We start from the raw sequence: 24,319 nt of genomic DNA, 5'->3' as shown, positions 1-24,319 counted from the left end.
TAAGATTTTCAGTGGAATCATACACCCGCATTCAATTCCCATTATATTAAAAACGCCAGATAATGCAAGTCAAATTCGGTACTGACGGATGGAGAGCCATCATAGCAAAAGACTATACCTACGACAATCTCAAGCTTTGCGCACTCGCCTCAGCCACATACTTTCTCAGCCACCCCAACAGGGCGAAAGGGGTCTGCGTAGGCTACGACACCCGCTTCATGTCAAAGGAGTTCGCCCGTTACACCGCTGAAGTCTTCTCCTCATGCGGCCTGAAAGTCTACCTCTCCGACAGCTTCGTCTCCACCCCCGCAGTCTCGCTCTTCACCAAGGCCAAACAGCTCGCCGGAGGCATTGTCATCACCGCCTCGCACAACCCTGCAAACTACAACGGCTTCAAGGTCAAATCATCATTCGGCGGCCCGGCCAGTCCGGATGTCATCAGTGAAATAGAGAGCTACCTGCCGGGCGTCGACCCCGAAGCGCCTGTGCAGCCCGATGAAAAACTGATTGAACCGGTTGACATGAAAGGGTTCTATGTCAACTACCTGAAAGCCCACATCGACCTCAAGCTCATCCGCGACTCCCGCATCAAAATTGCCCACAACGCCATGTACGGCGCCGGGCAGGACCTCATCACCCGTCTTCTGGACGAATCCATGGTCAACTGCTACCACTGCAGCCTGAACCCGGGATTCGGAGGCATCAACCCCGAACCCATTCCCCCCTATATTGAAGAGTTCGTCGACTTCTTCAAAGAGGTTGAAACCGATGTGGCAATCATCAACGACGGCGACGCCGACAGAATCGGCATGCTCGACGAAAAAGGCGACTTTGTCGACTCCCACAAACTCTTTGCAATCATACTCAAAGACCTTGTTGAGGAGAAACACCAGACCGGCGAAGTAGCAAAAACCTTCGCCCTGACCGACATCATCGACCGCATCTGCCAGAAACACGGCCTCATCATGCATGAACTGCCAGTCGGGTTCAAGTATGTCAGCACCCTCATGAGCACCAACAACATCCTCATAGGCGGTGAAGAGTCCGGAGGACTCGGCATTACCGGTTTCCTTCCCGAACGCGACGGCATTTACATCGGCCTGCTCATTCTCGAAATGATGGCCCGTCAAGAAAAAACCCTCTCACAACTGGTGCAGGAACTCTATGACGAATACGGATTCTTCGCATATAGCCGGCTTGACCTCCGCGTCAGTGAAGAACGCAAGGCCGGTATTATTGCTGAGGCAAAAGAGGGAAAGCTCACTTCCATTGCCGGCAACCCGGTCACGAAATACAGCGACCTTGACGGCTACAAATACCACTTTGAAGGCGGCTGGATGCTCATCCGCCCATCCGGCACAGAACCGATCCTGAGGATATACTGCGAAGCCGACTCACAGGAGAAAGTGGACAAGGTGCTCAACTTCGCCTCAAAGCTCGCATAACAGAAAAAAGGCTGACAGCGCAGGAATCCCATGCAGAGGGCGTCAAATACATGAACTGATTATAAACCCTGCTGCCCCTGCGTTGCAGCCAAGAATGCCATGGAGCTGATATGGAAGACGCCGAACATACTGCCATGGCAATAGGAGCCGTAACCGCACCACTGCAACACTCCGAAATGACAAAAAGGGAAGAACTCTTCAGGAGCCTCGTCAGCCAATATCAGGAGATGGTCATCAACACCTGCTACCGGTTTGTTTTCAACCGTCAGGATGCTGAAGACATTGCTCAGGATGTTTTTGTTGAAGTCTTCCGCTCTCTCGACCGGTTCCGCGAAGAATCAAAACTCTCCACCTGGATTTATCGCATAGCGGTCACCAAATCACTTGACCACCTTCGGCGCCTGAAGCGCAAAAAACGGTTCACCTCCCTCAAGCGACTTATCGGAGCAGAAGACCCTACGCTCAATCTTCCCACCCCGAACCGCGACAACCCGGAGGAAACCATGATGGAGAGTGAGCGGACAACGGCGCTGCAGGATGCTCTCAATTCACTTCCCGACAACCAGAAAACAGCCTTTCTGCTCAGCAAACACGATGGACACAGCAATCAGGAGATTGCTGATATTATGGAAACCAGCGTGTCGGCCGTGGAGTCACTCGTCCATCGGGCAAAGAAAAACCTGCAGGAAAAACTGCAGGCATTTTACGCGCGAAACTGAAATTTCACACAGAACCACAAGCATTTCACCAACCTGTCGTCAAATTTGAAAAGAAACAGGAATCGATGATGAAAATGGAAAAGAGACAAAAAGCGACGCGAGAAGCTCAGAAAACACTGGCGATACTGGACGCATTGGAGCCTCTGGAAGTACACCCGCAGTTCAGGGTACGCCTTATGGAACGAATTGAAAGGGAGAACAGTGCAAGCGGGTGGCTTAACGCCGGCAGTAGCGCAGGCATGACCTACCGCTTCGCCTTCATCGTGCTTCTCATCATTGTGAATGTAGGCTCTGCGCTTGTGGTGTTCTTCAATACCACTGAACAGAGAGCACCGCTCTTCAGCGACATGCGGACAACCATAAGCGACGACTATTCCAGCCCGACATTCGCATACTACGAACAGCCAGCTGCCTACAGTTCCGATACAGAAACAATGGAAACACGGACCCCCTGACCAGGGGAGAAAACCGCCACCCATTGAACAACAAACGAGACCCGAACGAAACCATGGATTTCCTGACTTCAAAACGACTGATAACCACCGCCCTCATTCTGCTCGTTATCCTGAATGTGTCGCTTCTCAGCGTCCTCTGGTGGCAGAACATGCATACACCGAGGCCCGCCCCCGTAACCCATACCAGGGAAATCAGCCGATCCGTCTACTTCAGTATCCCGCTCTCGCTGACTCAACAGCAGACCGAGAGCTTCAGAGAGCTCAGAAAAGAGCACTTTCACAAGGTTCGCCCGGAAATGGAAGCCATTGCGAACCTGAAAGCCGCACTGGTGGAAGAGTCTTTCAACACCACCCCTGACACCATAAAAATAGCCAACATGGCCCTCGCTCTCGGCAGCCGTCAGGCCAAGATAGAACAAGAGCTCGCCATGCACTTCCATGACCTTGCAGAGGTCTGCACTCCAGGACAGCGCGACTCACTGAAAACTGTTCTTGAGCAGCTTGCCACAAAAAAATTCGTTCTGCGGCAGTCCCGATGGAACAGCCACGCACAGCGTGCTAACCCCTGAACAACTAACAAACACCACAATGAAAAAAGGATTGAACTGGCGGATTTTCATCAGTTTCGGACTGCTCACCTCATTCCTGATGCTTCTCATCTCAGGAATCATTCTCTATATCGCCCCTCCCGGACGGGTGGCAAACTGGACCGGCTGGAACATCCTCGGCCTCAGCAAACATGCATGGCAGAACCAGCACACAATTTTCGGATTCAGCTTTGCCCTGCTCAGCATCTTCCACCTCTTCGTCATCAACTGGAAAGCATTCTTCGCCTACATCACCACCAAAACAGCAAAGGGTCTCAAAAACCCCGTGGAATTCTCCGCAATCATCCTCCTCACTCTCCTCTTTGGCATTGGTACGCAGCTTGAGATACAGCCCTTCACCTCAATCATCAATTTCGGCGAATCAATAAAAGACTCATGGGAAGAGGAGGCCAATGAACCGCCCGTACCCCACGCCGAAACCATGACCCTTGAAGAGCTCTCCCGTCAGCCCGCGCTCGACCAAACGGCCGAAACAATGCTTGAAACGCTTCAGAAAGCCGGTCTCAAAGCAACAGCCACAACCCAGACGCTCGGTGACATTGCCAAAGACAACAACATGCTGCCGACAGAAGTCTACAAACTCCTTGCACCCGCAGCAAAAAAGGGAACCGGGCAGGGACAGCAGCAGGGACAGCAGAAAAAAGAACTCCAGAAAGAAGGATTCGGCCGTAAAACACTCGAACAGGTAGCCGAAGAAAACGGCGTCACATCCATATCCCTTCAGCTCGCCCTCAAGCAGCAGAACATTGCAGCCGAACCCGGCATGAGCATGCGCGCCATCACCGAAAAAAACAACATCGCCATGCCCACCCTCCGCCAAAAAATAAACACAGCCCTTGCCCGCTAAAAAAAAAGTAAGAGTTGGGGACACTCATGACTGAGTGTACTTAACAGCACACTCAGTCATGAGTGTCCCGCCGCCGGTACAGATTGAGATTAACGCTGGTTGAGGAAAAAAAGACGGACCTCTTTCTGGAAAAGAAGAAGCGAAAGGGCGAGATATCCGAAAAGCAATGCAACCCTCGCTCCAACCGAAAAAGGGCCAATAAGCGCAACCGCCGAAGCGATACCGATGCCTGCCGCCAGAAAAAGCAGCAGACGCCCCCAGTCATACTCTATCGGGTAAACCCGAAGGGAATAAAAGGCCATCACAAGGCTCATGACAACAGTCCCCGCCACAATAGCCCAGGCGGCCCCTTCCATACCGCTCAAAGGGATGAGCAGCCAGCAGCTGGCACCTGTAACGGCTGCTCCGGCAAAGGTGACCACAGGAAGATACCGGGTGCTCCCGGTAATGAGAATGCCTGCGGAGAGGTTGGTGGAAACCATGTCAAACACATAGCTCAGAAAAATCAACGGAAGGACAGACAGCCCTATCCAATATGCCGGCGGCAACAGATAAAGCCTCCCTCCCCAATGATACCGCACAAGATCCGGCACAAAAAAAGTGGCCGCAAGCGCAATGACCATGGTCAGCATGGTTGAAATGCTCAACACATGCCGGAACAACCGTTTAGCGTCAGGGTCACTGGAGTGCTGCAGGAAAAACGGCTGCCACGCAAACCGAAACACCTGAATCATGAGCTGCAGAAGCACTCCAAACGCCACCACCCGTCCATAAATACCTACAACATCGGAAGCCTGCATCCCCGCCCCGTAAATCCGTTCAATGTCCTCCGCGGGCATTCGGATAAGAAGATTTCGGTCAATCAGGTGGATAAGAAGGCCCGCTATACCCGTCGGAACATAGGGAAGACCAATACGGAGCATATCGCGGAGCTGGGGAAACGAAAACGACAGACGAAGCTGGCGGAGCACAGGAGTGAGCATGAGAAGGCTCAAAGCGGAACCAAGTATATTTGCCAGAAAGGCCCCCGAAAGACCGGCCTTGAACGGGCCAAGAAGAATGAATGCGCTCAGCACAACCGCCACCACACCCGCAATGCGCGCTACGGCAAACTGTACAGCCTTTCGTTTGAGACGCAGTTCAGCAAACGGAATCACCAGAAGGGTGTCAATCCAGAGAATGACTGCGGCGTAACGGATAAAAGGCTGCTCGGCAGGAGTCAGCCCGATAAGAGAAGAGACTCCCGGAGCAAAAAAGAAGAGAATGGCGGTAAAAAGCGTAGCCGTCGTCAGCAGGGAGAAAAAAGCAGTCGAAAAAAATCCACCCCCATCCCGCTCCTCATGCAGGGCATCGGAAGCACACTTCAGATAGGAGGTTTCAAGGCCATAGGAAAACAGCACATTGGCGATGGCGATGTTTGCATACACCAGCGTCTGAATACCATTGTCGAATGTGGTCAGCTGGTTGGCATAGAGCGGCACCAGCAGATAGTTCAGGCTTCGGGCCAGTATGGTGCTGGTCCCGTAGATCACCGTATCCTTGAAGAGGAGCTTGAGTTTTGAAAAAAGCATGGAAAAGAAGAATAGTCAGAATGCCATTGCGGCCTAAGCGCCATCATCCCTGACCGACCCGTCAGCAGCCTGCTCCTCACGGCGCTTCTTGAGCTGCTCATCGTCAATCTGGAACCGGCCGTCTTTCTTGACAACGGGAAGTTTGGCGATAACCTCCTTCAGATGATCCTGAGCCTCTTTCTGCCGGTTCTTGAGCTTCTGCAGTTCATCACCCGAAAGTCCGATCGGATTGTCGCGATCGATAAGGGTTTCCTGCAGCGACTCAATGTGGAGGTTCTGCTCCTTTTTCATATATCCCACAAAACGGGTAAACAGAAAAACAAACAGCACAAAAATAAGCAGCGAAAAAATCATTATGGGAATCCAGCTCATGAACTGCGGCTTTAATATTGACAATCAAAATAGTTATTATAATGTATGCCATATTACGGTTTTAAAAAAACGAGAACCCCGATAACCCGAAGCCCCCTCATCAAGAAAACTACTCATGGACAGCAGCACCATCATTGAAAAAGGCAGAACGGTCCTCCTGAAGGAAGCAGCAGCAATCAGCCGGATGGCAGAACGGCTTGACGGAAACTTCGCTGAAGCGGTTGCCGCACTCGGCGCATGCAAAGGCAAAGTCATTATTTCCGGTATGGGGAAATCAGGTATCGTCGGCCAGAAAATGGCGGCAACAATGTCGTCCACCGGCACCACAGCAGTCTTCCTCCACCCGGCAGAAGCAGCCCATGGCGACCTTGGCATGGTACAGCAAAACGATGTTGTCATCGGCCTCTCCAAAAGCGGCACCACCGAAGAGCTCAACTTCATCATTCCCCCGCTCCGCCAGATAGGGGTAACAATCATCGCCATGACCGGCAGCGTCCGCTCCTATCTGGGAGAAAACGCCGACATCACACTCGACACAGGCATAGAGCAGGAGGCCTGTCCCTATGACCTGGCGCCAACCACCTCCACAACAGCCATGCTTGCCATGGGAGATGCTCTTTCCATAGCCCTCATGGAAGAAAAATCCTTCACCCAGCGAGACTTTGCCCTCAGCCACCCCAAAGGGGCGCTTGGCCGGAGACTCACTATCAAACTCAAAGAAATCATGGCCACAGGGGAAGCAGTCCCCATAGTCCGCGAAAGCGACTCCATGTCCGAGATGATTCTTGAAATGACCTCAAAACGATACGGCGTCAGCGCTGTCGTCGACAGCGCAGGGCGGCTCACCGGCATTTTCACTGACGGAGACCTTCGCCGTCTGGTACAGCAGGGAGAGGAGTTCCTCTCACTCACAGCCGGCGAAGTGATGACCCCGAACCCCAAAACCGCCGATGACGACATGTTGGCAAAAGAGTGCCTCGACACCCTTGAAACATACCGCATCACCCAGCTCATGGTTTGTAACAACCAGCACCAACCAGTAGGGCTCATACACCTGCACGACCTTCTCGCCCTCGGACTGTAAACACAAAACCCCCGTCAGGCAACGGGGGTTTGAGCGCATCCACGAAAAGTCTTTCTCAGCTGCGCCCAAGCGCTTTCATCATTGCCTCGCCGATATCGGCAGGACTCTCAACAACATGGATGCCGGCAGCCTCCATCGCCTTGATTTTCTCCTCAGCAGTTCCTTTGCCTCCCGACACAATTGCACCGGCATGGCCCATCCGGCGGCCCGGAGGCGCTGTACGGCCTGCAATAAAGCCGACAACGGGCTTTTTGAAATGCTTTTTGATATACTCGGCAGCCTCTTCCTCAGCGCTTCCGCCGATTTCACCGATCATCACCAGCCCTTCTGTTTCATCATCCTTTGCAAACATCTTCACAGCATCAAGAAAACGGGTACCGATAACCGGATCACCACCAATACCAATGCAGGTTGACTGGCCAAGCCCAACATGGGTCAGCTGATGCACTGCCTCATAGGTCAGGGTGCCGCTTCGTGAAACAACACCGATTGAACCCTTCTTATGGATGAAGCCCGGCATGATGCCGATTTTCGCCTCACCGGGGGTAATGACGCCCGGACAGTTCGGCCCTACAAGCACCGCGCCTTTCGACTTCACAAACGCATAGGCTTTCATCATATCGTTGACAGGAATTCCCTCGGTAATGCAGATGATCACCTTCAGCCCCGCATCTGCGGCCTCCATGATCGCATCAGCCGCAAAAGCTGCAGGAACAAAAATGACTGTCGTATTGGCTTCCGCTTTCTCCACAGCCTCCTTGACGGTATTGAACACCGGCACCGGACGGCAGAAACTGTCGCGATCATTGCCGTTATAGAGCACTCCGCCCTTACCCGGCGTCACGCCAGCAACCACATTGGTGCCGTACTCAAGAATCTGCGAAGTATGAAAGGTACCCTCTCCGCCCGTAATGCCCTGCACGCACAGGCGGGTATCCTTGTTGACCAAAACACTCATAATGACAATGATTTAATGGTTGCTATAGAGCTGGATTCAATCGGGAAACCGGGCGCTGCATGTGGCGTGCAATGCCAAGCAGTTTCCCCTCTTCAAAGAAATTGCAGATAAGGTGCATGCCGACCGGCAGGTTCTCCCCATCGTAGCCGACAGGCACGGAGAGAGCCGGCATTCCCACAATGCTTGCCGGCACCGTAAAGACATCGGCAAGATACATTTCCAGCGGATCGGCCGTCTTTGCACCAATACCGAAAGGAGGAAACGGCGAAGTCGGACCGGCAATGACATCAACCTTGGAAAGCGCCTCGCGGTAGCGGTCCTGAAACACCCGGCGGACCTGCTGCGCCTTCTTGTAATAGGTATCATAGTAACCGCTTGAGAGTACATAGGTTCCAAGCATGATTCTGCGCTTCACCTCAGGACCAAACCCCTCTGTGCGCGACTCCACATACATGGAGGAAAGATCGGTAGCCCCCGCGGAACGATAACCGTAACGGGCGCCGTCATAACGGGCAAGATTCGAAGAGGCCTCGGCCGTCACCAGAACATAATAAGCCGCAATGGCATGATCGCTTTTGGGCAGGGTAATATCAACCAGCTCCGCCCCCTGCAGCCGAAGCTCCTCAAGCCTGGCCAGCACAACGCGTGAAACATCCGGATTGAGCCCCTCATTGAAAAACTCTTTTGGAACACCTATTTTCAGCCCCTTCACTGACACCCCGGAAACCTCGGAACAATAATCGCTCACAGCGTGTGAAGACGAAGTTGCGTCATGAGGATCACTGCCCGCCATAACCCCCAGCACAAGGGCAGCATCCATGGATGAGTGCGAGAGCACGCCAATCTGGTCAAACGAAGAGGCAAATGCCACCAGACCATAACGGGAAATACGGCCATAGGTCGGTTTAAGCCCTACAACATCGCAGAACCCGGCCGGCTGACGGACTGAACCTCCCGTATCCGAACCAAGCGCCACCATGCAGAGACCTGCCGCAACCGCAGCGGCCGAACCACCAGAGCTTCCACCCGGAACGCGCGATGGGTCAAAAGGGTTCTGTACCGGCCCGAAAGCAGAGTTTTCATTCGAGCTGCCCATGGCGAACTCGTCCATATTCGTTTTGCCAAGGAAAATCGCATCCTCATCAAAAAGCCGGCGGATAACTGTAGCGTCGTAGACGCTCCGATACCCCTCAAGCATTTTCGAGGCACAGGTAAGCGGAGCCCCGTCCATTGAAATATTGTCCTTAATTGCCATAGGCAAGCCAAAAAGCCGGCCCGGTTCGCCGCCTTCACGAAGCTTCCGGTCCAGCGCCGCTGCACGCTCGATCGCCTCATCACGAAACACCGTGAGATAAATATTGTCATCACCATGGCGCTCTATGCGCTCAAGATACACACGCACCACCTCTTCGCACGACACCTCTCCAGCCAGCAGCCGGGGGCGCAGATCTTCATAACTACTGAATTGCACGGTCTCTATCAGAATTATTTTAGGGAAACCCGCCTATACGGAACACCAGGAAACGATTCCGGACGGAAAAAAACAGCAATCCCGCAGGATTGCCTTCCACTGTAAGGTTTGTATAATAAGAAATAACTGTCTATAATTCAATTTACACCGGAATTGGGCCACGACAATTGCGAGCGCATCCATACCCGACAGCAACAACAATGGCAATGAGTAAAACCGACCTATGGCCCTGATACAAAAACCGGACCTGACAGCAACAAAGAAAGGCCACTGGTTCTCATCAGGCGGGCGCAGCAACGACAGCCTGCTGCAGGCCGAGCTCAAAGCCTCATGCGAACTCCCCTCACATATCGCCATCATCATGGATGGCAACGGCAGATGGGCACGCCTGAAAGGCAAGACCCGCGTTGAAGGACATGCGGCCGGAGTCAACTCCGTCAGAGATATTGTGGAAGCCTCTGCCGAGCTTGGCATAGAGCATCTCACACTCTTCACATTCTCCACGGAAAACTGGAAGCGACCGGAAAAAGAGGTAGCCGCCCTCATGCAGCTGATTGTCAGGATCCTCGGCCGGGAAACCCGCGCACTGCAAGACAACAACATCCGGCTCCAAGTCATCGGAAACAGGGAGCTTCTCCCCCTGAAAGTCCGCGAAACACTTGAAAATACAATTGAGCTCACCAAGAACAACAGCAGCCTCACCCTGACGATTGCGCTCAGCTACAGTGGCAAATGGGACATTGTTCAGGCCTGCCGCACGGTAGCCGAAGCTGTCGAGGCTGGACGCATCACGGCTGACGAAGTCAACGAACAACTGATTGAAAGCCATCTCTCAACTGCCGGAATACCAGACCCTGAGCTCATCATCCGGACCAGCGGAGAGTTCAGGATCAGCAACTTCATGATCTGGCAGAGCGCCTATTCGGAAATCTACTTCACCAACACCTACTGGCCCGATTTCCGCCGCGCGAACCTCTACGAAGCAATCCGCGACTTTCAGGGCCGTGAACGCCGTTTTGGCAAGACCAGCGACCAGATACAATCCACAGCATCATCACTCACGAAATAACACGACCGACCTCGAAGTGCAATGAAAAGAACCGAGAAACACATCATACCCTTCCTTCTTGCCGCCGTAATAGCAATAGGTGGAACAGTTCCCGCTCCCCGGGCGACAGCCTCTGCCGCCCCGGTGGCACAGTCACCCGAAGCTGGAACCACAACGGTTGTCTCCATTTCGATAAAGGGCCTGCAAACCCTTGACCAGGGAGAGCTGAAAGCAAGTCTGCCGATCAAAGAGGGGGACACTGTCCGCATACCTGGACCGGAACTCTCCGGCACCATGCAATACCTGTGGAATCTCGGCCATTTCAGCGACATCTCACTGGACACAGCCCGTCCCGGAGCAAATCGCACATCCCTCACCTTCACGGTAGTCGAGCTCCCGATTCTGGACAACATAACCTTCAAGGGAAACAAGAAAGTCAAGGTCGCCGAACTTGAAAAAACCGCAGCCCTCATCACGGGAAAAACACTCACCCAGCAGGAATTGGTCACTGCCGCAAACAAAATCGAAAAACTCTATGCCACAAAAGGCTACCTGACTGCCGGAGCTGAATTCAAACTCCAGAAAACCTCCCGCACGAACCACTATCAGGCCATCTTTACCATCAGTGAAGGGCCGAAAGTCTCCATTGATAAAATCACCTTTCACGGCAACACAGCCTTTGATCAGGGTAAACTGCGCGGAGTCCTCAAGGAAACCTCCCAGAACTCATGGTGGAGAAGCATTTTCGGTTCGCCAAAACTCGACCGCGACAAACTCGCCGAAGACAAAAACCTTCTGGTGGAATTCTATAGAAACAACGGCTACCGTGACGCACGGGTACTGCGCGATGAAGTAAGCTACACCAAAAACAAAAAAGGGCTCTATCTGGACATCTACCTCAGCGAGGGACCAAAATACTCCATCAGAACCGTCACATGGATTGGCAACACCAAAGATTTTGCCACTACAGAGACTCTCAACACCACCTTTGCCATTCAAAAAGGGGACCTCTACAACGCAAAGAAAATTGAAGAGAGGCTGAACTACTCACAGGACAACACCGATGTCAGCTCACTTTACCTCGATCGCGGCTACCTCTCCTTCCGGGCCAAACTTGAAGAGCGGGTCGTCAAGCCCGACTCGGTTGACCTGACTGTCTACCTGACGGAAGGAGAACAGTACCAGCTCAACTCCATCAATATCAAAGGCAACACCAAAACCAAAGACCATGTCATCCGCCGTGAACTCCACACCGTTCCGGGCGACATGTTCAGCCGGAAAAATGTAGTCCGCAGCATCCGTGAGCTCAACATGCTCAACTACTTCAACCCGGAAACCCTGACCCCGGATGTCAACCCGAACGAAAAAGACAATACGGTTGACCTCACCTATAATGTTGAAGAAAAACAGACCGACACCTTCAACGCATCGGTCGGATACAGCGGCATCGGCTTTACCGGTGCGCTCGGTGTCACATTCAACAACTTCTCACTCAAAGACATATTCAAATCGGAAGCCTACAAACCGATTCCCCACGGAGACGGTCAGAAACTCTCCTTCCAGTGGCAGTTCGGCGACGATGACTACAGCACACTTGCGGTCTCCGTCACTGAACCATGGGCGTTCGGCACTCCAACTTCAGTTGGCTTCTCGGCATTCACCTCCCACCGCTCATACGACTACACCGATGACGGCAACGACAACCCCGACACCATTGACCAGTATGGAGCCACCCTTTCAGTCGGGAAACGGCTGACCTGGCCCGACGACTACTTCTCCATCAACTGGAAGCTCAAGTTCCTACACAGCGAAGGCGGCTTCCTCAGTTTTGTTGACGATACCAACGCCCCGGAACAGGCCGATGAGATTTCCATCACCCAGACCATCAGCCGGAACAGTATAGACAACCCTATCTACCCCCGGCGTGGAAGCAACAACTCCATATCAGCCCAGCTCGCAGGCGGCGTACTTCCCGGCACCGTGGACTTCTACAAATTCACAGGAAGCTCCAGCTGGTTCATCCCCGTCACAAAAAAATTCGTCTGGAACCTTTCCACACAGCACGGCTACATGTCAACCTTCAACGATGACGATTATGTCCCCTACACCGAATATTTCTACATGGGAGGCAGCGGCATGTCGTCACTGCAGACAGTTCCGCTAAGGGGTTACGACGACCGCAGCCTTGGAACTCAGATAGGCTCAGACGAAACTTCCGAACTCTACGGCGGTACCGTCTATTCGAAATTCACAACCGAACTCCGCTACCCGCTGACCCTTTCATCATCAGCCAGCGTCTATGCCCTCACCTTCCTGGAAGCAGGAGGACTCTGGGAAAACTCCAGTGATGTCAACTTCTCCGACCTGAAAAAATCAGCCGGCGTCGGCATGCGGCTCTACCTCCCCATCATCGGTCAGGTAGGAATTGATTACGGCTACGGATTTGACGCCATTGCAAAAGAGCCGGAAAAGAGCAAACAGGGATGGGTCTTTCTCTTCAGCTTCGGCACAAGCTTCTACTGATCCACAACAGGGCGCTTTGAGACTACCGCACTTCGCGGAACAGCACGAAAGAAACCGGCACATTCAGCCGGTTTTTTTCGTTTAAACCGCCATTGAAAAAAAAGTTGCCACTAACTCAAAAAACATATACATTTTATATATAGTAGCAGTTAAGAGCGTGCATATTTATATACACGGACGACCCGAAGACAACACACAACGATTAAACGATTACTGCCATGAAAAAGAAACTTGCACTTTTGACAGCCGGTCTCGCACTTGCAGGATTCAGTGCAGCACCGGCATCAGCCGCAGATCATTATGTAAGCGGCAATGCTGGAATCACCTGGATGAATGATGTTGATTATGCCGGCCACAAAGCCGAAATGGATGCAGGATTCGCTCTCTTCGGAGCGATTGGATGCGATTACGGCGATACGCGGCTTGAGGGCGAACTGGGGTATATGCAGAACGATGTTGACAAGGTTGATGGGGCCAGCGCAAGCGGTGACATTTCAGTGATTTCGCTGATGGCAAACGGCTACTACGACATCGACACCGGAGGCGGCATTGAGCCCTATATCACTGCAGGCGTAGGATTCGCCCAGGGACATGCTGAAGATGTCACAAATTTCGGCACATGGAACGAAACAACTTTGGCATGGCAGGTAGGAGCCGGAGTGGCCGTACCAGTGGGAAACAATGTCATGGTTGACCTTCGTTACCGCTACTTCGACACCACAGACATGCTTGACGACACCAACATCGGCAGCAACAATCTGCTGGTCGGCATGCGGGTAGGGTTCTGAAGCAGACACACTTGTCATTCAATCAATAAAAAAGGAGGCCTTTGGCCTCCTTTTTTATTGAAACAAAACTCATTGAACGAATCATGAACTGCTCTTGAGCCGGGAAATTTCATCTCGCAGACGGGCCGCCTCCTCATAGTTTTCACTCTGGACAGCCTCGGAAAGAGCAGCCTGCAAAGACTCAAACCGGTTCTCAGCACCTTTCGGCTTTTCCTCCGCCCCTGCTGCACCGGCACTCTCTCCTATCGCAGGAACCGACGGTTCAGCTCCCTCTTCCTCCTTCTGCTCCTCCCGGATACCCGCCTCCGCCATAATATCCTCGCTCACAAATACAGGGGCGCCGAAACGCACAGCAATGGCAATGGCGTCGCTCGGCCGGGCATCAATCTCATGAATTTCGCCATTCACCTCACACACCACCTTCGCATAAAAGGTTTCGCTATGCAACTCATCAATGACAATCTCATTGACATGAAGACTGAAAGCATCTGCAATATTCTTGAAAAGATCATGTGTGAACGGCCGGGGAGGCTTGATGTTCTCAAGCTTCAGCGCTATTGCCTGAGCCTCAAACCCACCGATAATGATAGGAAGCCTTCTGTCTCCCTCAAGTTCGTAAAGAATGAGAGCATAGGCCCCATTAGCATGGGGGCTGGTTGAAAGCCCCAGAATGTCAACCTGAACTTTGTGCATAGGTCTCACGAATGTTTCATTTCCATAGCCAACAGCAAAGTACCCTTAATCATTGCATCTTCAAAAATTCCTTGAGAGCCGCAACAAACTCCGGAAGCACTTCACCCACATCTCCCACCAGCCCGAAATCAGCAACCTCAAAAATTGGAGCATGACTATCGCGATTGATGGCAACAACCGTTCCAGCGCCGCTGATACCCGAAAGATGCTGCACCGCCCCCGAAATACCGCAGGCAATATAGAGCCGTGGAGCTATTGACTTACCTGTCTGCCCTATCTGCTCCCCATGCGGCCTCCACCCTTCGTCAACAACTGTTCGGCTTGCGCCGACTGCCCCGCCAAAGAGAGACGCAAGCTCCTCAAGAAGAGCAAACCCTTCCGCACTACCCATGCCCCGCCCACCGGCAACAACAACCCCGGCCTCAGCAACATCAACCATGCCCTCCCGCCTCACCACCTGCCTGACTATTGAAGGAAGATCATCATGCGCTGCCGCAGGAACGGCAAGCGGCAGTATATCCGGCAGGAATTCCGTGGCCGGCTGAAGAAGAATTGAGGAAGGGGAAACGGTAACTATGGCACGGGGAGAGGAGGCCACGAAGGTTCCCTCCGCCGCACCCGAATAGAGCCGGCGATGGCACCGCCCGGCCTCGGGCAGTGCACTGCACCGGCTGAGCAGCGAAGCCCCAAGGCGTACAGAAAGAGCAGGAGCAAGATCGCGGGAAAGAGCTGTATCGGCAAACAACAGCTCGCTGAAACCACCCTCCTCAAACAACTCACCGATTATGCGCCGATACAGACGGGGATCATAGCGCCTCAGCCGCTCGTCACAAGCATGATGAATCACCCCCGGTCCCGAAAGCTGCAGGGAAGGATTCTCTTTATCAACCGGCCCCAAAAGCACGGCAGAAAGCCCGGACCCCTTACACTGCATCTGCATACGATGCCAGAGATCAACCGAGGTGCTCTTCAACACCCCTTCGCGCTGCTCAAGAACAATCAGCCGGCGGCTGCACCCTTGCCCTTCAGCCCCATGAGTATTGTTGCTCATTGCAGCAGCCCCCTTTCATGAAGCATGCCGGCCAGCGCTCTGGCATCAGACGCAAAGTGACAGTTTTTTTTGTTTGAAACCGGCAGAAGTGCACCAAGGCCGACACGCGCACACTCAACCGGTGAACCCTCAACTATCTCCACAGGCTTTTTCCGCCCCTCCATCACCCCCCTCATGCTTGTTTTTCGGGGAACATTCAGCCCCTTTTCCGCACTGATTACAACAGGAACTGAAACCTCCAGCACCTCAGCGCCTCCCTCAATTTCCCGTTCAAGACGAAACACGCCATCCTCCCCGCCCTCAAGCGAACTCACAGCACATACCGAAGGCAGGCCAAGCCGTTCAGCCAGCATTCCCGGCACCTCGGCGCTTCCGAAATCAGTGGACTGACGACCGCAGAGAATCACTTCCGGCAATGCAGCAGAATACCATGAAGTAAGTGTATGAGCCAGAATGGAAGCAGTTTGCCATGAATCGGAACCCTCGCCCTCAGCAATAACCACCCGATCGGCACCCATGGCAAGGGTCTTGCGAAGTGCCTCTGAGCCCGAACGGGGCGCATGACTAAAGACAGTGACCTCACCACCGCCAAACTGCTCTTTCAGCTGCAAGGCAGCCTCAAGGGCATATTCATCATAGGGATTGATTACTTCGGTAATCCTTGAGCGATCAAGGGTTCCATCCGAAAACCCGAACACCGAGGCGGTATCGGGCACCAGGCAGACACAGACAGCAATGTGCATCATAGGCGGGTTCTCCTCTTTCGTTCTGACAACAAAAAAGCCGCTTGACAGCGGCTTTTTCATCAGTATAAGTGCCCGAGAGGAGATTCGAACTCCTACACCTTGCGGCGCTACCCCCTCAAGATAGTGTGTCTACCAATTCCACCACTCGGGCCTTACTTCACAATCCAACAATCTGCAATGAACAGAGTGAGAATAGAAGGGCTCGAACCTTCGACCCTCTGCTTAAAAGGCAGATGCTCTACCAACTGAGCTATATTCTCAACCAATCCGCATGACTGGAAACCAACACAAAGCAAGCTGACGATACCTCACCAAAGGTGAGAATCACTTACTTGTTCTGGTAACGCAGACGCTTCTTATGACGATTCTTCCGACGCATTTTTTTGCGTTTGTGAACCGCCATCTTATGTCTTTTTCTCTTTTTTCCGCAGGGCATGTTTTCTGTGTCCTTACTCTTGTTTTAAAGGCAGATAATATAGGAAAAGTTTCTAAAAGCGCAAATCTATCCATTCATGTATTTGAAAAACTCTTTATTGTCTTTTGTATCGGCAAGCTTTTCGCGCATAAACTCCATGCACTCAACAGGGTTCTTCTCGGCAAGATACTTCCGAAGAAGCCAGGTCCGCGACAACTCCTCCTGACTGAACAGCAGCTCCTCCTTCCTTGTGCCTGAGCGAAGGATATCAATGGCAGGGAAGATTCTCCTTTCGGAAAGCCTGCGATCAAGCAGCAGCTCCATATTACCCGTTCCCTTGAACTCTTCAAAAATAACATCATCCATCCGAGATCCGGTATCAACCAGCGCGGTGGCGATAATGGTCAAACTGCCCCCCTCCTCAATATTTCGTGCCGCACCAAAAAAGCGCTTCGGCTTGGTCAGCGCGTTAGCGTCAATACCGCCAGAAAGAATCTTACCTGAATGAGGGATAATGGTATTGTGGGCACGGGCCAAACGGGTAATGGAGTCAAGCAGCACCACCACATCGCGACCAACTTCAACAAGCCTCTTGGCCTTCTCCATCACCATGTCGGCAACCTGAACATGGCGCTCGGGATCCTCATCAAAAGTCGAACTCACCACTTCAGCCTTCACACTGCGGGCCATATCAGTCACCTCTTCAGGCCGCTCATCAATCAGCAGCACAATCAGATAGACCTCAGGGTGATTCTGGATGATGGCATTTGCCACCATCTGCAGCAGCATGGTTTTACCGGTTTTCGGCTGTGCGACAATAAGTCCGCGCTGTCCTTTACCAATCGGGGTAAAAATATCCATAATCCGGCCGCAATGCTCATTCGTCTTCGTTTCAAGGCGAAGCCGCTCATGAGGAAACAGCGGAGTCAGATTCTCAAAAAACGGCCGTTCGCGGGTGATTTCAGGTTCAGCCCCGTCAATCGTATCAATCTTCAGGAGTGCGAAAAACCGCTCACCCTCTTTAGGTGCACGCACCTGTCCCGAAACCGTATCACCGGTCCGCATACTGAACCGCTTGATCTGGGAAGGGGAGACATAAATGTCATCGGGAGAGGACAGATAGTTATAGTTGGCAGAACGAAGAAAGCCGTACCCTTCAGGAATAACCTGGAGAACGCCGGTATTCACCATCACTGCGCCACCCTCCTCGCCGCTGTTCTTCTGCGACTGGGCCTCGATAATCTTAAAAATCAGCTCTTCCTTGCGAAGACCTGCGGAAAGCACGCCAAGCTCTCTGGCCATGGCATTCAGCTCAAAAACCTTTTTTGTCTGGAGCAAATTGATGTCCAGACCTTTTGACGCGGGAGTTTTCGACATTGTACTTGTATTCAGCGCTTGTTAATGAAAAAACGGAAGGGAAACGCCCTGCAACGGGCGAAATGGAAGCAGCTCAACCCTGGTCATGGCCTCCGGTAAAGGAAAGGATAGTACCCGACACGGCGGAAGGAAAGCCATTGAAAAAATCCGGGAAGTGGTATGGGTAGGGAAAAGTGTCTTGATGACAAAGGAAATTGGTAGTAGAAAAGATGGCGCTGTAGAGCGGAGAATCCTTTGAATGAATATAAACTTTTTCCATAAAAAAATCACGCTCCTTCACCAATCCGTCAAATGTTCCACTAACGCCCCTGCAAGATAAAACGAACCGGTTGCTAGCACCAGCGATGTGGGGGAACTCTCCTGAAGCAGCCTGTCCATCCCCTCACCCACAGAATTCGCCACAGAAACCTCACCACCCTCACGGCGGCACAGCTCCAGAAGCTCTTCAGCAGGCACGCTTCTCCCGGAAGGAATATCAACCACCACAAATCGGCACCCAAGGCGAAGCAGCTCACGAATAATGGAGGGCGCATCCTTGTCGGAAGCAAGCCCAAGCAGAACAGAAATCCTGTCGTAGCTACCAATAAAAGGCAGAAGTGCATCAACCGTAGCCCTCACCCCATCCGCATTGTGCGACACATCAAGCAGAACGGCGGGAGTGCTGCCAATCAACTCCAGCCTGCCACGGTAACCAGTGTCACGCAGCCCAAGAAGCCCGCTTCGCACTGCCGCTTCGCTGAGCCCTCTATCAACTGCCACCATGACGGCAAGAGCCATATTCGAGGAATGGAACCCGCCTGTCAAGGGAGCCTCAAGCCCCGCAAAACGCTTTGAACCAATCTGAAGGTCAACCACCAGCCGCCCAATCGCCGATTCAACAACCCTGACTCTGCTCTCTCTTCCCACCAGGTGCAGCGGGGCATCACACTCTTCAGCTGCCCGCCGAATCGGAGCGAGGCTCTCTTCGCCCGAAACCGACGAAAACACCCGTGAGCAGGGCTTGATGATGGCCGCCTTCTCCCCGGCAATAGCGCCGAGGGTCGTACCAAGCCAATCAGTATGATCAAAGCCTATACCGGTAATGACTGCGTAGTTGGATTGAACCACATTGGTTGCATCCAGCCGCCCCCCCATTCCGGTTTCAATCACCGACACATCAACCCCCTCATCAGCAAACCAGGCAAAAGCAATAGCTGTCGCAACCTCAAAAAAAGTAGCGCTTTTCTCCAAAACAGGCTCTTTCAAAAGGGAAGCATAGTACGCTACCCGCTCTTCGGGAATAGGGAGGCCATCAAGACGCATCCGCTCGGTAAAATCAACAAGATGCGGCGAAGTATAGAGCGCCGTTTTGAGCCCCGCCGCACGGAACATTGCCGCAATGAGCGATGCCACAGTCCCCTTGCCGTTGGTCCCGGCCACATGCACCACAATGCCGAGACGCTTCTCAGGAGAACCAACTACCTGCAGGAGCTCGCGCACCCTCTCAAGGCCGGGCTTTATGCCGAACCGGTGCAGGGGATAAAGAAAATCAAGAGTTTCCTGATAGGTCACAAGAGTAAAGGCTACCTGTTATGCATGGTGGCAAGCGCCCGTTTGATGACAACCTCCAAAGAGGCGTCCGGATCCGGCTCCAGCGCGCATCCCACAGCTTGATTGGCCACAGGACGGGGGAAACCGAGCGTCATGAGAGCGTTGACCGCATCCTCCCTGAACCCTCCCCTGTCCGCAGCCACTGAAGCTACAGCACTACCCACAGGAGCAAGCTTGAGAATTTTGTCGCGAAGTTCAAGAATGATACGCGCAGCAGTCTTTCGTCCAACACCGGTAATGCCGAAAAGCCGTTCCGGTGCATTGGCTAAAATGGCCTCATGCACCTCTGGCACAGCCATGCCGGAAAGTACCGCCAGGGCGAGCTTTGGCCCAACGCCGGAAGTAAGGAGAAGAAGACGGAAGAGCTGTTTCTCCTCTTCGGTCGCAAAACCGTAGAGCTGAAGAGCATCCTCACGGACAGAAAGATGGGTATAAAGAATGGTTTCAGTTCCAACCTCAGGCAGCTGCCGGGCAGTACCTGCGGAAACAAGGAACCGGTAGGCTATACCGGAAACCTCGAGAACCGCCTCTTCAGGCAGGCACGAGACGAGCCTGCCGCGAAAATATGCATACATGAAAAGAAATGGTAAGAGGTCCAGCCCTTACTCAGCCTTGCCGTACTCGTTCAGGATGCGGGCAAGCTGCGACTTCTTTCGCGAAGCTTTGTTGGCATGGATGTAGTTCTTGACGCCAAGACGGTCAAGTTTCTGAACCGCTGAACGGTATGCAACCTCAACCTCGGGCTTGGGAGCACCAGCGTCAACAAGCTTCTGCATGTTCTTTACCAGAACCTTCAGCTCCTTTTTGCGGGCCCTGTTACGAGCATTTTTTCTGTCGGACTGCCGAAGTCGTTTTTCGGCGGATTTGTGTAAAGGCATAAACGATAGCTCTTTATGGGAATTGAATCAACGAAAACCCCGATTTTCAATAAGAAAAGGCATGTAATATAGCAGAAGGAACCAGAAATTCAAAAAGCCCTCCCCTCTTTTTTCTTATATTGGACCAAAACAAAAAAGAACACCTGTATGAGCCTGATGATCAGCGTTTCCGGCATCCGGGGCATTGTCGGAGAAAGCCTTACCCCAACCAACCTCACCGCATTTGCCACTGCCTTCGCATCCTGGGCAGAAACCAGAAAAAAAGAGCGGGAACCCGGAGCCATCAGCCAGAAGCCACATATCATCATTGGCCGCGACACCCGGCCCACCGGAGAGGCAATCACCGGACTGGTCCAGAGTGCTCTTGTGCTCTCGGGCTGCAATGTTACCGACATAGGCATTGCCACCACTCCCACCGTTGAATTGGCCGTCACAGAAGAAAAAGCCGACGGCGGACTCATCATCACCGCATCGCACAACCCCGTCCAGTGGAACGCACTGAAAATGCTCAACCACCGCGGAGAATTTCTCGACAAAGAGGATGTTGACGAGTTGACGCGCATTGCATCTGCTCCCAACCCCAAAAGCGCCCGATGGGACAACATCGGAACCGCGACCAAAACAAGCCGGCACGACGCGCTCCACATTGAAAAAATTCTCGCACTCCCCTTCATCCATACTGAAGAGATCAAAAAAGCAAAGTTCCGCGTTCTCGTCGACTGTGTAGAAGGGGCAGGCTACGCAATAGTCCCCGACCTCTGCCGCGAACTCGGCATTGCCGAAGTCATCCCGTTCGCCTGCGGCGGCACCGGCATATTCCCGCGGACCCCTGAACCCATTGAAGAGAACCTCCAGGACACCATCGCCGCCCTCAAAAAATCAGGAGCTGACTTCGCCCTTGTCGTCGACCCCGATGTTGACCGCCTCGCCCTTATCTCGGAAGACGGCAGCCTTTTCGGCGAAGAGTACACTCTTGTGGCGTGCGCCGACTATTATCTCAAAGTGAGGCCCGGCACCGTAGCCAACAACCTTTCCAGCAGCCGGGCGCTCAAAGACATTGCCAGCCGTTACGGTCAGGAGTGTTTCAGCGCGGAAGTCGGCGAAGCCAATGTCACCCGGCTCATGAAAAAGCACCATGCCGTCATTGGCGGAGAAGGCAACGGCGGAGTCATTCTCCCCGAACTCCACTACGGCCGAGACGCACTTGCAGCCATAGCCATGGCGGTGCAGGCGTTTGCATACTGGCAGAAATCGCACCCCGAAGAGCCGCTCTCCCGGTTCCGCCTCGAGTTCCCCAACTATGAAATGTCGAAACAGAAAATCGACCTGACACCCGAAGGCAAAGAGCGCCTCCCGGAAATCTTTGAAGCAATCGCCCGAAGCTACCCCGCAGCACAGAGCGACACGCGTGACGGACTGAAGCTTGACTTCCCGGAGAGCTGGGTGCACCTGCGCCCCTCGAACACAGAACCAATCGTGCGCATTTACTCCGAAGCCCAAACACGGGAAAAGGCCGAAACGCTTGCTGACGACATCCGTCAGGCAATTGAACAGCACGCAACCGGAGCATAGCAACACCCCATGGGCAACACCAAAGGAAGCTTCAGAACCCAGCAGGACGACACCCTCCGCAACAAGAAAAAAGGCTCGGTAGACCGCTACATTGTCTCCCGCCTTCTCAGCTATGTCAAGCCCCTCAAAGGACTGGTAGCCACAGCCGTCGCCATCACCATTGCAGGATCCTTCCTCGGTCCCCTTCGCCCCTGGCTCACTAAAGTTGCAATAGACGACTATATCGCAGCCCATGATCTCCACGGCCTCGCCATTGTCAGCCTGATTCTTGCCGCCGTCATCCTGCTCGACGGCATAAAACAGTTCATCACCACCTGGCTCACCCAGGTCATCGGCCAGAAAGCTGTCTTCAACATCCGCATGGATGTGTTCCGACACCTCCAGAAACTCCCCGCCCGCTTTTTCGACCGCAACCCTATAGGCCGGCTTATCACCCGGGCCACCAACGATATTGAATCACTCAACGAGATGCTCTCCAGCGGCATCATCACCATACTGGGCGACATTCTCCAGCTCCTCTTCATTGTCGTCCTCATGTTTCTCATCGACTGGCAGCTCACCCTCATTGTCCTCGCCGTCCTTCCCCTCATGCTCTACGCCACAGTTTTCTTCAAGAACCGCGTCCGCATAGCATTCCAGGATGTACGAACCCATCTTGCCCGCCTCAACACCTTCTTCCAGGAACACATCACAGGCATGTCGATAGTACAGCTCTTCAACCGCGAAGAGCGCGAAGCCCATCACTACGCCACCATCAACCGCGACCACCGCGACGCCAACATCCGCACAGTATTCTACTTCTCCATCTACTTCCCCATCATTGAAATTCTCAGTGCCACCGCCGCCGGCCTTGTTATCTGGTACAGTGGAGTGCGGGTCCTCAAGGCCGACCTCACCATCGGCATTGTCATCTCCTTCGTCCAGTACATCTGGCTCTTCTTCCGCCCGCTCCAGCACCTCTCCGACCGGTTCAACACCATACAGACAGCAATAGCAGGATCCGACCGCATTTTCCGCCTGCTCGACGAAGAACCTGGAATTGAAACCCGGGAAGGCCCTTCCCCGCTCACCACATTCAGGGAAACAATTGAATTCCGAAATGTCTGGTTCGCCTACGACGACGAAAACTGGGTACTCAAAGACATCTCCTTCACCATCCGCCACGGAGAAAAAATTGCCATCGTTGGCGCCACCGGAAGCGGGAAAACCACAATCATCAACATTCTCTCGCGCCTCTATCCCTACACCAAAGGGCAGGTTCTCATCGACGGAATACCGCTTGAAACAATCCCCGCCGCCTCCCTCCGCAGAATTGTAGGCGTTGTCATGCAAGATGTATTCCTCTTCTCCGGCACCATCCACGAAAACCTCGCCTTCGGCAACCCCGAAGCCACCCTTGAAGAAATCAGCACCGCAGCCCGCAAAGTAGGTGCCGACCGGTTCATTGACCGCCTCCCCGGACAATACGACTACCGCGTCCTTGAAAACGGCACAGGCCTCTCCAGCGGCCAGAAACAGCTCATCGCCTTCGTCCGCGCCCTCCTCTACAACCCCGAAATTCTCATACTCGACGAAGCAACCAGCTCCGTAGACACCACCACAGAAACCCTCATAGACCAAGCGACCGCAAAACTCACAACCGGCCGCACATCAATCATCATAGCCCACCGCCTCTCCAGCGTCCAGAAAGCCGACCGCATCATCGTCATCCATAAAGGGGTCATCCACGAAACCGGTACCCACCAGCAGCTCCTCAAAGAGCGTGGCCTCTACTACAAACTCTACCTCCTCCAGGGCAAAAATAACCCGTAAGAGCAGCTCTGCACTTTGCACAGCAATAGTGCCTGCAAAGCGTACGGAAATGCGTACCTTATTTCTCTCGTCAGGACTGAAACCCAAGGCACAGAAGTTGCCGGCTCTACCGGGAAAAGATCCGTTTAAAAAAACCGCCACCATTTGAACAGCTGGCAGGAGACCTTGCCGGCGTTTACTCCCGAAGAATCAACATACAGCATAGACTGGTCTATAAGGTTGATGACGAGAAACGCACAGTACAAGTCATTCGCCTCTGGACCCACTACGAGTAGCCCCCGGCTCTTACCTCTACA

Annotated in this window: 23 protein-coding genes and 2 tRNA genes; 12 read left to right on the top strand and 13 right to left on the bottom strand. The window is 53.2% G+C overall.

Annotated features, from left to right (window positions below):
- The first annotated feature begins 62 nt into the window (after window positions 1-62).
- From EKD02_RS03000 to EKD02_RS02980, 5 genes are all read left to right on the top strand, one after another.
- Window positions 63-1,445 (top strand): phosphoglucomutase/phosphomannomutase family protein, encoded by a 1,383-nt coding sequence (locus EKD02_RS03000; RefSeq protein WP_011890755.1) that lies wholly within the window; start codon window positions 63-65, stop codon window positions 1,443-1,445.
- 110 nt (window positions 1,446-1,555) lie between these two features.
- Entirely contained in the window at window positions 1,556-2,164 is a 609-nt protein-coding gene (locus EKD02_RS02995; protein ID WP_011890756.1) for an RNA polymerase sigma factor, read from the top strand.
- A 65-nt stretch (window positions 2,165-2,229) separates the two neighbouring features.
- Window positions 2,230-2,619 carry a hypothetical protein gene (locus tag EKD02_RS02990; protein ID WP_011890757.1) on the top strand — a complete coding sequence of 130 codons (390 nt, stop codon included), beginning with the start codon at window positions 2,230-2,232 and terminating at the stop codon, window positions 2,617-2,619.
- A 23-nt stretch (window positions 2,620-2,642) separates the two neighbouring features.
- Window positions 2,643-3,188 carry a Spy/CpxP family protein refolding chaperone gene (locus tag EKD02_RS02985; RefSeq protein ID WP_223267066.1) on the top strand — a complete coding sequence of 182 codons (546 nt, stop codon included), beginning with the start codon at window positions 2,643-2,645 and terminating at the stop codon, window positions 3,186-3,188.
- 19 nt (window positions 3,189-3,207) lie between these two features.
- Window positions 3,208-4,074 (top strand): DUF4405 domain-containing protein, encoded by an 867-nt coding sequence (locus EKD02_RS02980; protein ID WP_126341939.1) that lies wholly within the window; start codon window positions 3,208-3,210, stop codon window positions 4,072-4,074.
- A gap of 89 nt (window positions 4,075-4,163) precedes the next feature.
- On the opposite strand, the gene EKD02_RS02975 is transcribed toward EKD02_RS02980, so the two are convergent.
- Complete coding sequence (locus EKD02_RS02975) at window positions 4,164-5,645, bottom strand: lipopolysaccharide biosynthesis protein (protein WP_126341937.1); 1,482 nt, start codon at window positions 5,643-5,645, stop codon at window positions 4,164-4,166.
- Window positions 5,646-5,678: 33 nt separating this feature from the next.
- Entirely contained in the window at window positions 5,679-6,017 is a 339-nt protein-coding gene (locus EKD02_RS02970) for a hypothetical protein (RefSeq protein WP_011890761.1), read from the bottom strand.
- 115 nt (window positions 6,018-6,132) lie between these two features.
- Here EKD02_RS02970 and EKD02_RS02965 point away from each other — a divergent pair, with 115 nt between their 5' ends.
- Window positions 6,133-7,101 (top strand): KpsF/GutQ family sugar-phosphate isomerase, encoded by a 969-nt coding sequence (locus EKD02_RS02965; RefSeq protein WP_011890762.1) that lies wholly within the window; start codon window positions 6,133-6,135, stop codon window positions 7,099-7,101.
- Between the two features lie 55 nt (window positions 7,102-7,156).
- On the opposite strand, the gene sucD is transcribed toward EKD02_RS02965, so the two are convergent.
- Window positions 7,157-8,059 (bottom strand): succinate--CoA ligase subunit alpha, encoded by a 903-nt coding sequence (gene sucD, locus EKD02_RS02960; protein WP_011890763.1) that lies wholly within the window; start codon window positions 8,057-8,059, stop codon window positions 7,157-7,159.
- A gap of 22 nt (window positions 8,060-8,081) precedes the next feature.
- The gene (gene gatA / locus EKD02_RS02955; RefSeq protein ID WP_126383735.1) at window positions 8,082-9,530 is read right to left on the bottom strand and encodes an Asp-tRNA(Asn)/Glu-tRNA(Gln) amidotransferase subunit GatA; all 1,449 of its coding nucleotides are present in this window, start codon (window positions 9,528-9,530) and stop codon (window positions 8,082-8,084) included.
- Window positions 9,531-9,753: 223 nt separating this feature from the next.
- Here gatA and uppS point away from each other — a divergent pair, with 223 nt between their 5' ends.
- The 3 genes from uppS to EKD02_RS02940 all read left to right on the top strand — a co-directional run bounded on the left by uppS (window position 9,754) and on the right by EKD02_RS02940 (window position 13,889).
- Window positions 9,754-10,599, top strand: a complete 846-nt coding sequence (gene uppS / locus EKD02_RS02950; protein WP_011890765.1) for an undecaprenyl pyrophosphate synthase — start codon at window positions 9,754-9,756, stop codon at window positions 10,597-10,599.
- 21 nt (window positions 10,600-10,620) lie between these two features.
- The gene (gene bamA, locus EKD02_RS02945; protein WP_126383733.1) at window positions 10,621-13,101 is read left to right on the top strand and encodes an outer membrane protein assembly factor BamA; all 2,481 of its coding nucleotides are present in this window, start codon (window positions 10,621-10,623) and stop codon (window positions 13,099-13,101) included.
- Window positions 13,102-13,319: 218 nt separating this feature from the next.
- On the top strand, window positions 13,320-13,889 hold the full coding sequence (locus EKD02_RS02940; protein WP_011890767.1) for an outer membrane protein: 570 nt from the start codon (window positions 13,320-13,322) through the stop codon (window positions 13,887-13,889).
- A gap of 81 nt (window positions 13,890-13,970) precedes the next feature.
- Here EKD02_RS02940 and EKD02_RS02935 read toward each other — a convergent pair whose 3' ends face one another.
- From EKD02_RS02935 to rpsT, 9 genes are all read right to left on the bottom strand, one after another.
- Window positions 13,971-14,582 (bottom strand): bifunctional nuclease family protein, encoded by a 612-nt coding sequence (locus EKD02_RS02935; RefSeq protein WP_011890768.1) that lies wholly within the window; start codon window positions 14,580-14,582, stop codon window positions 13,971-13,973.
- 49 nt (window positions 14,583-14,631) lie between these two features.
- Window positions 14,632-15,633, bottom strand: coding sequence for an electron transfer flavoprotein subunit alpha/FixB family protein (locus tag EKD02_RS02930; protein ID WP_126383731.1), 1,002 nt, complete (start codon window positions 15,631-15,633; stop codon window positions 14,632-14,634).
- Window positions 15,630-16,439, bottom strand: a complete 810-nt coding sequence (locus tag EKD02_RS02925; RefSeq protein WP_244924388.1) for an electron transfer flavoprotein subunit beta/FixA family protein — start codon at window positions 16,437-16,439, stop codon at window positions 15,630-15,632. The genes EKD02_RS02930 and EKD02_RS02925 overlap by 4 nt, the downstream gene beginning before the upstream one ends.
- A 9-nt stretch (window positions 16,440-16,448) precedes the next feature.
- Window positions 16,449-16,530: transfer RNA gene (locus EKD02_RS02920), tRNA-Leu, on the bottom strand.
- A 36-nt stretch (window positions 16,531-16,566) separates the two neighbouring features.
- Window positions 16,567-16,639, bottom strand: a tRNA-Lys gene (locus tag EKD02_RS02915).
- Between the two features lie 242 nt (window positions 16,640-16,881).
- Entirely contained in the window at window positions 16,882-18,171 is a 1,290-nt protein-coding gene (gene rho / locus EKD02_RS02910) for a transcription termination factor Rho (RefSeq protein ID WP_011890771.1), read from the bottom strand.
- Between the two features lie 276 nt (window positions 18,172-18,447).
- Window positions 18,448-19,722 (bottom strand): bifunctional folylpolyglutamate synthase/dihydrofolate synthase, encoded by a 1,275-nt coding sequence (locus EKD02_RS02905; protein ID WP_126383727.1) that lies wholly within the window; start codon window positions 19,720-19,722, stop codon window positions 18,448-18,450.
- An 11-nt stretch (window positions 19,723-19,733) separates the two neighbouring features.
- A complete protein-coding gene (ruvA, locus tag EKD02_RS02900) occupies window positions 19,734-20,336 on the bottom strand; it encodes a Holliday junction branch migration protein RuvA (protein ID WP_126383725.1) in 603 nt (200 codons plus the stop codon).
- A 27-nt stretch (window positions 20,337-20,363) separates the two neighbouring features.
- Window positions 20,364-20,639, bottom strand: a complete 276-nt coding sequence (rpsT, locus tag EKD02_RS02895) for a 30S ribosomal protein S20 (protein WP_011890774.1) — start codon at window positions 20,637-20,639, stop codon at window positions 20,364-20,366.
- A gap of 147 nt (window positions 20,640-20,786) precedes the next feature.
- Here rpsT and glmM point away from each other — a divergent pair, with 147 nt between their 5' ends.
- The 3 genes from glmM to EKD02_RS10230 all read left to right on the top strand — a co-directional run bounded on the left by glmM (window position 20,787) and on the right by EKD02_RS10230 (window position 24,298).
- Window positions 20,787-22,211 (top strand): phosphoglucosamine mutase, encoded by a 1,425-nt coding sequence (gene glmM, locus EKD02_RS02890; protein WP_126383723.1) that lies wholly within the window; start codon window positions 20,787-20,789, stop codon window positions 22,209-22,211.
- A 9-nt stretch (window positions 22,212-22,220) separates the two neighbouring features.
- Window positions 22,221-24,023, top strand: a complete 1,803-nt coding sequence (locus EKD02_RS02885; RefSeq protein WP_011890776.1) for an ABC transporter ATP-binding protein — start codon at window positions 22,221-22,223, stop codon at window positions 24,021-24,023.
- A 119-nt stretch (window positions 24,024-24,142) separates the two neighbouring features.
- Window positions 24,143-24,298, top strand: a complete 156-nt coding sequence (locus tag EKD02_RS10230; RefSeq protein WP_223267102.1) for a Txe/YoeB family addiction module toxin — start codon at window positions 24,143-24,145, stop codon at window positions 24,296-24,298.
- Window positions 24,299-24,319: the final 21 nt, after the last annotated feature.

It is taken from the genome of Chlorobium phaeovibrioides (assembly GCF_003968655.1).
GTDB classification, from domain to species: domain Bacteria; phylum Bacteroidota; class Chlorobiia; order Chlorobiales; family Chlorobiaceae; genus Chlorobium; species Chlorobium phaeovibrioides.
The sequence above is the reverse complement of the archived record's forward strand: the minus strand, read 5'-3'. Positions and strand labels throughout refer to the sequence as shown.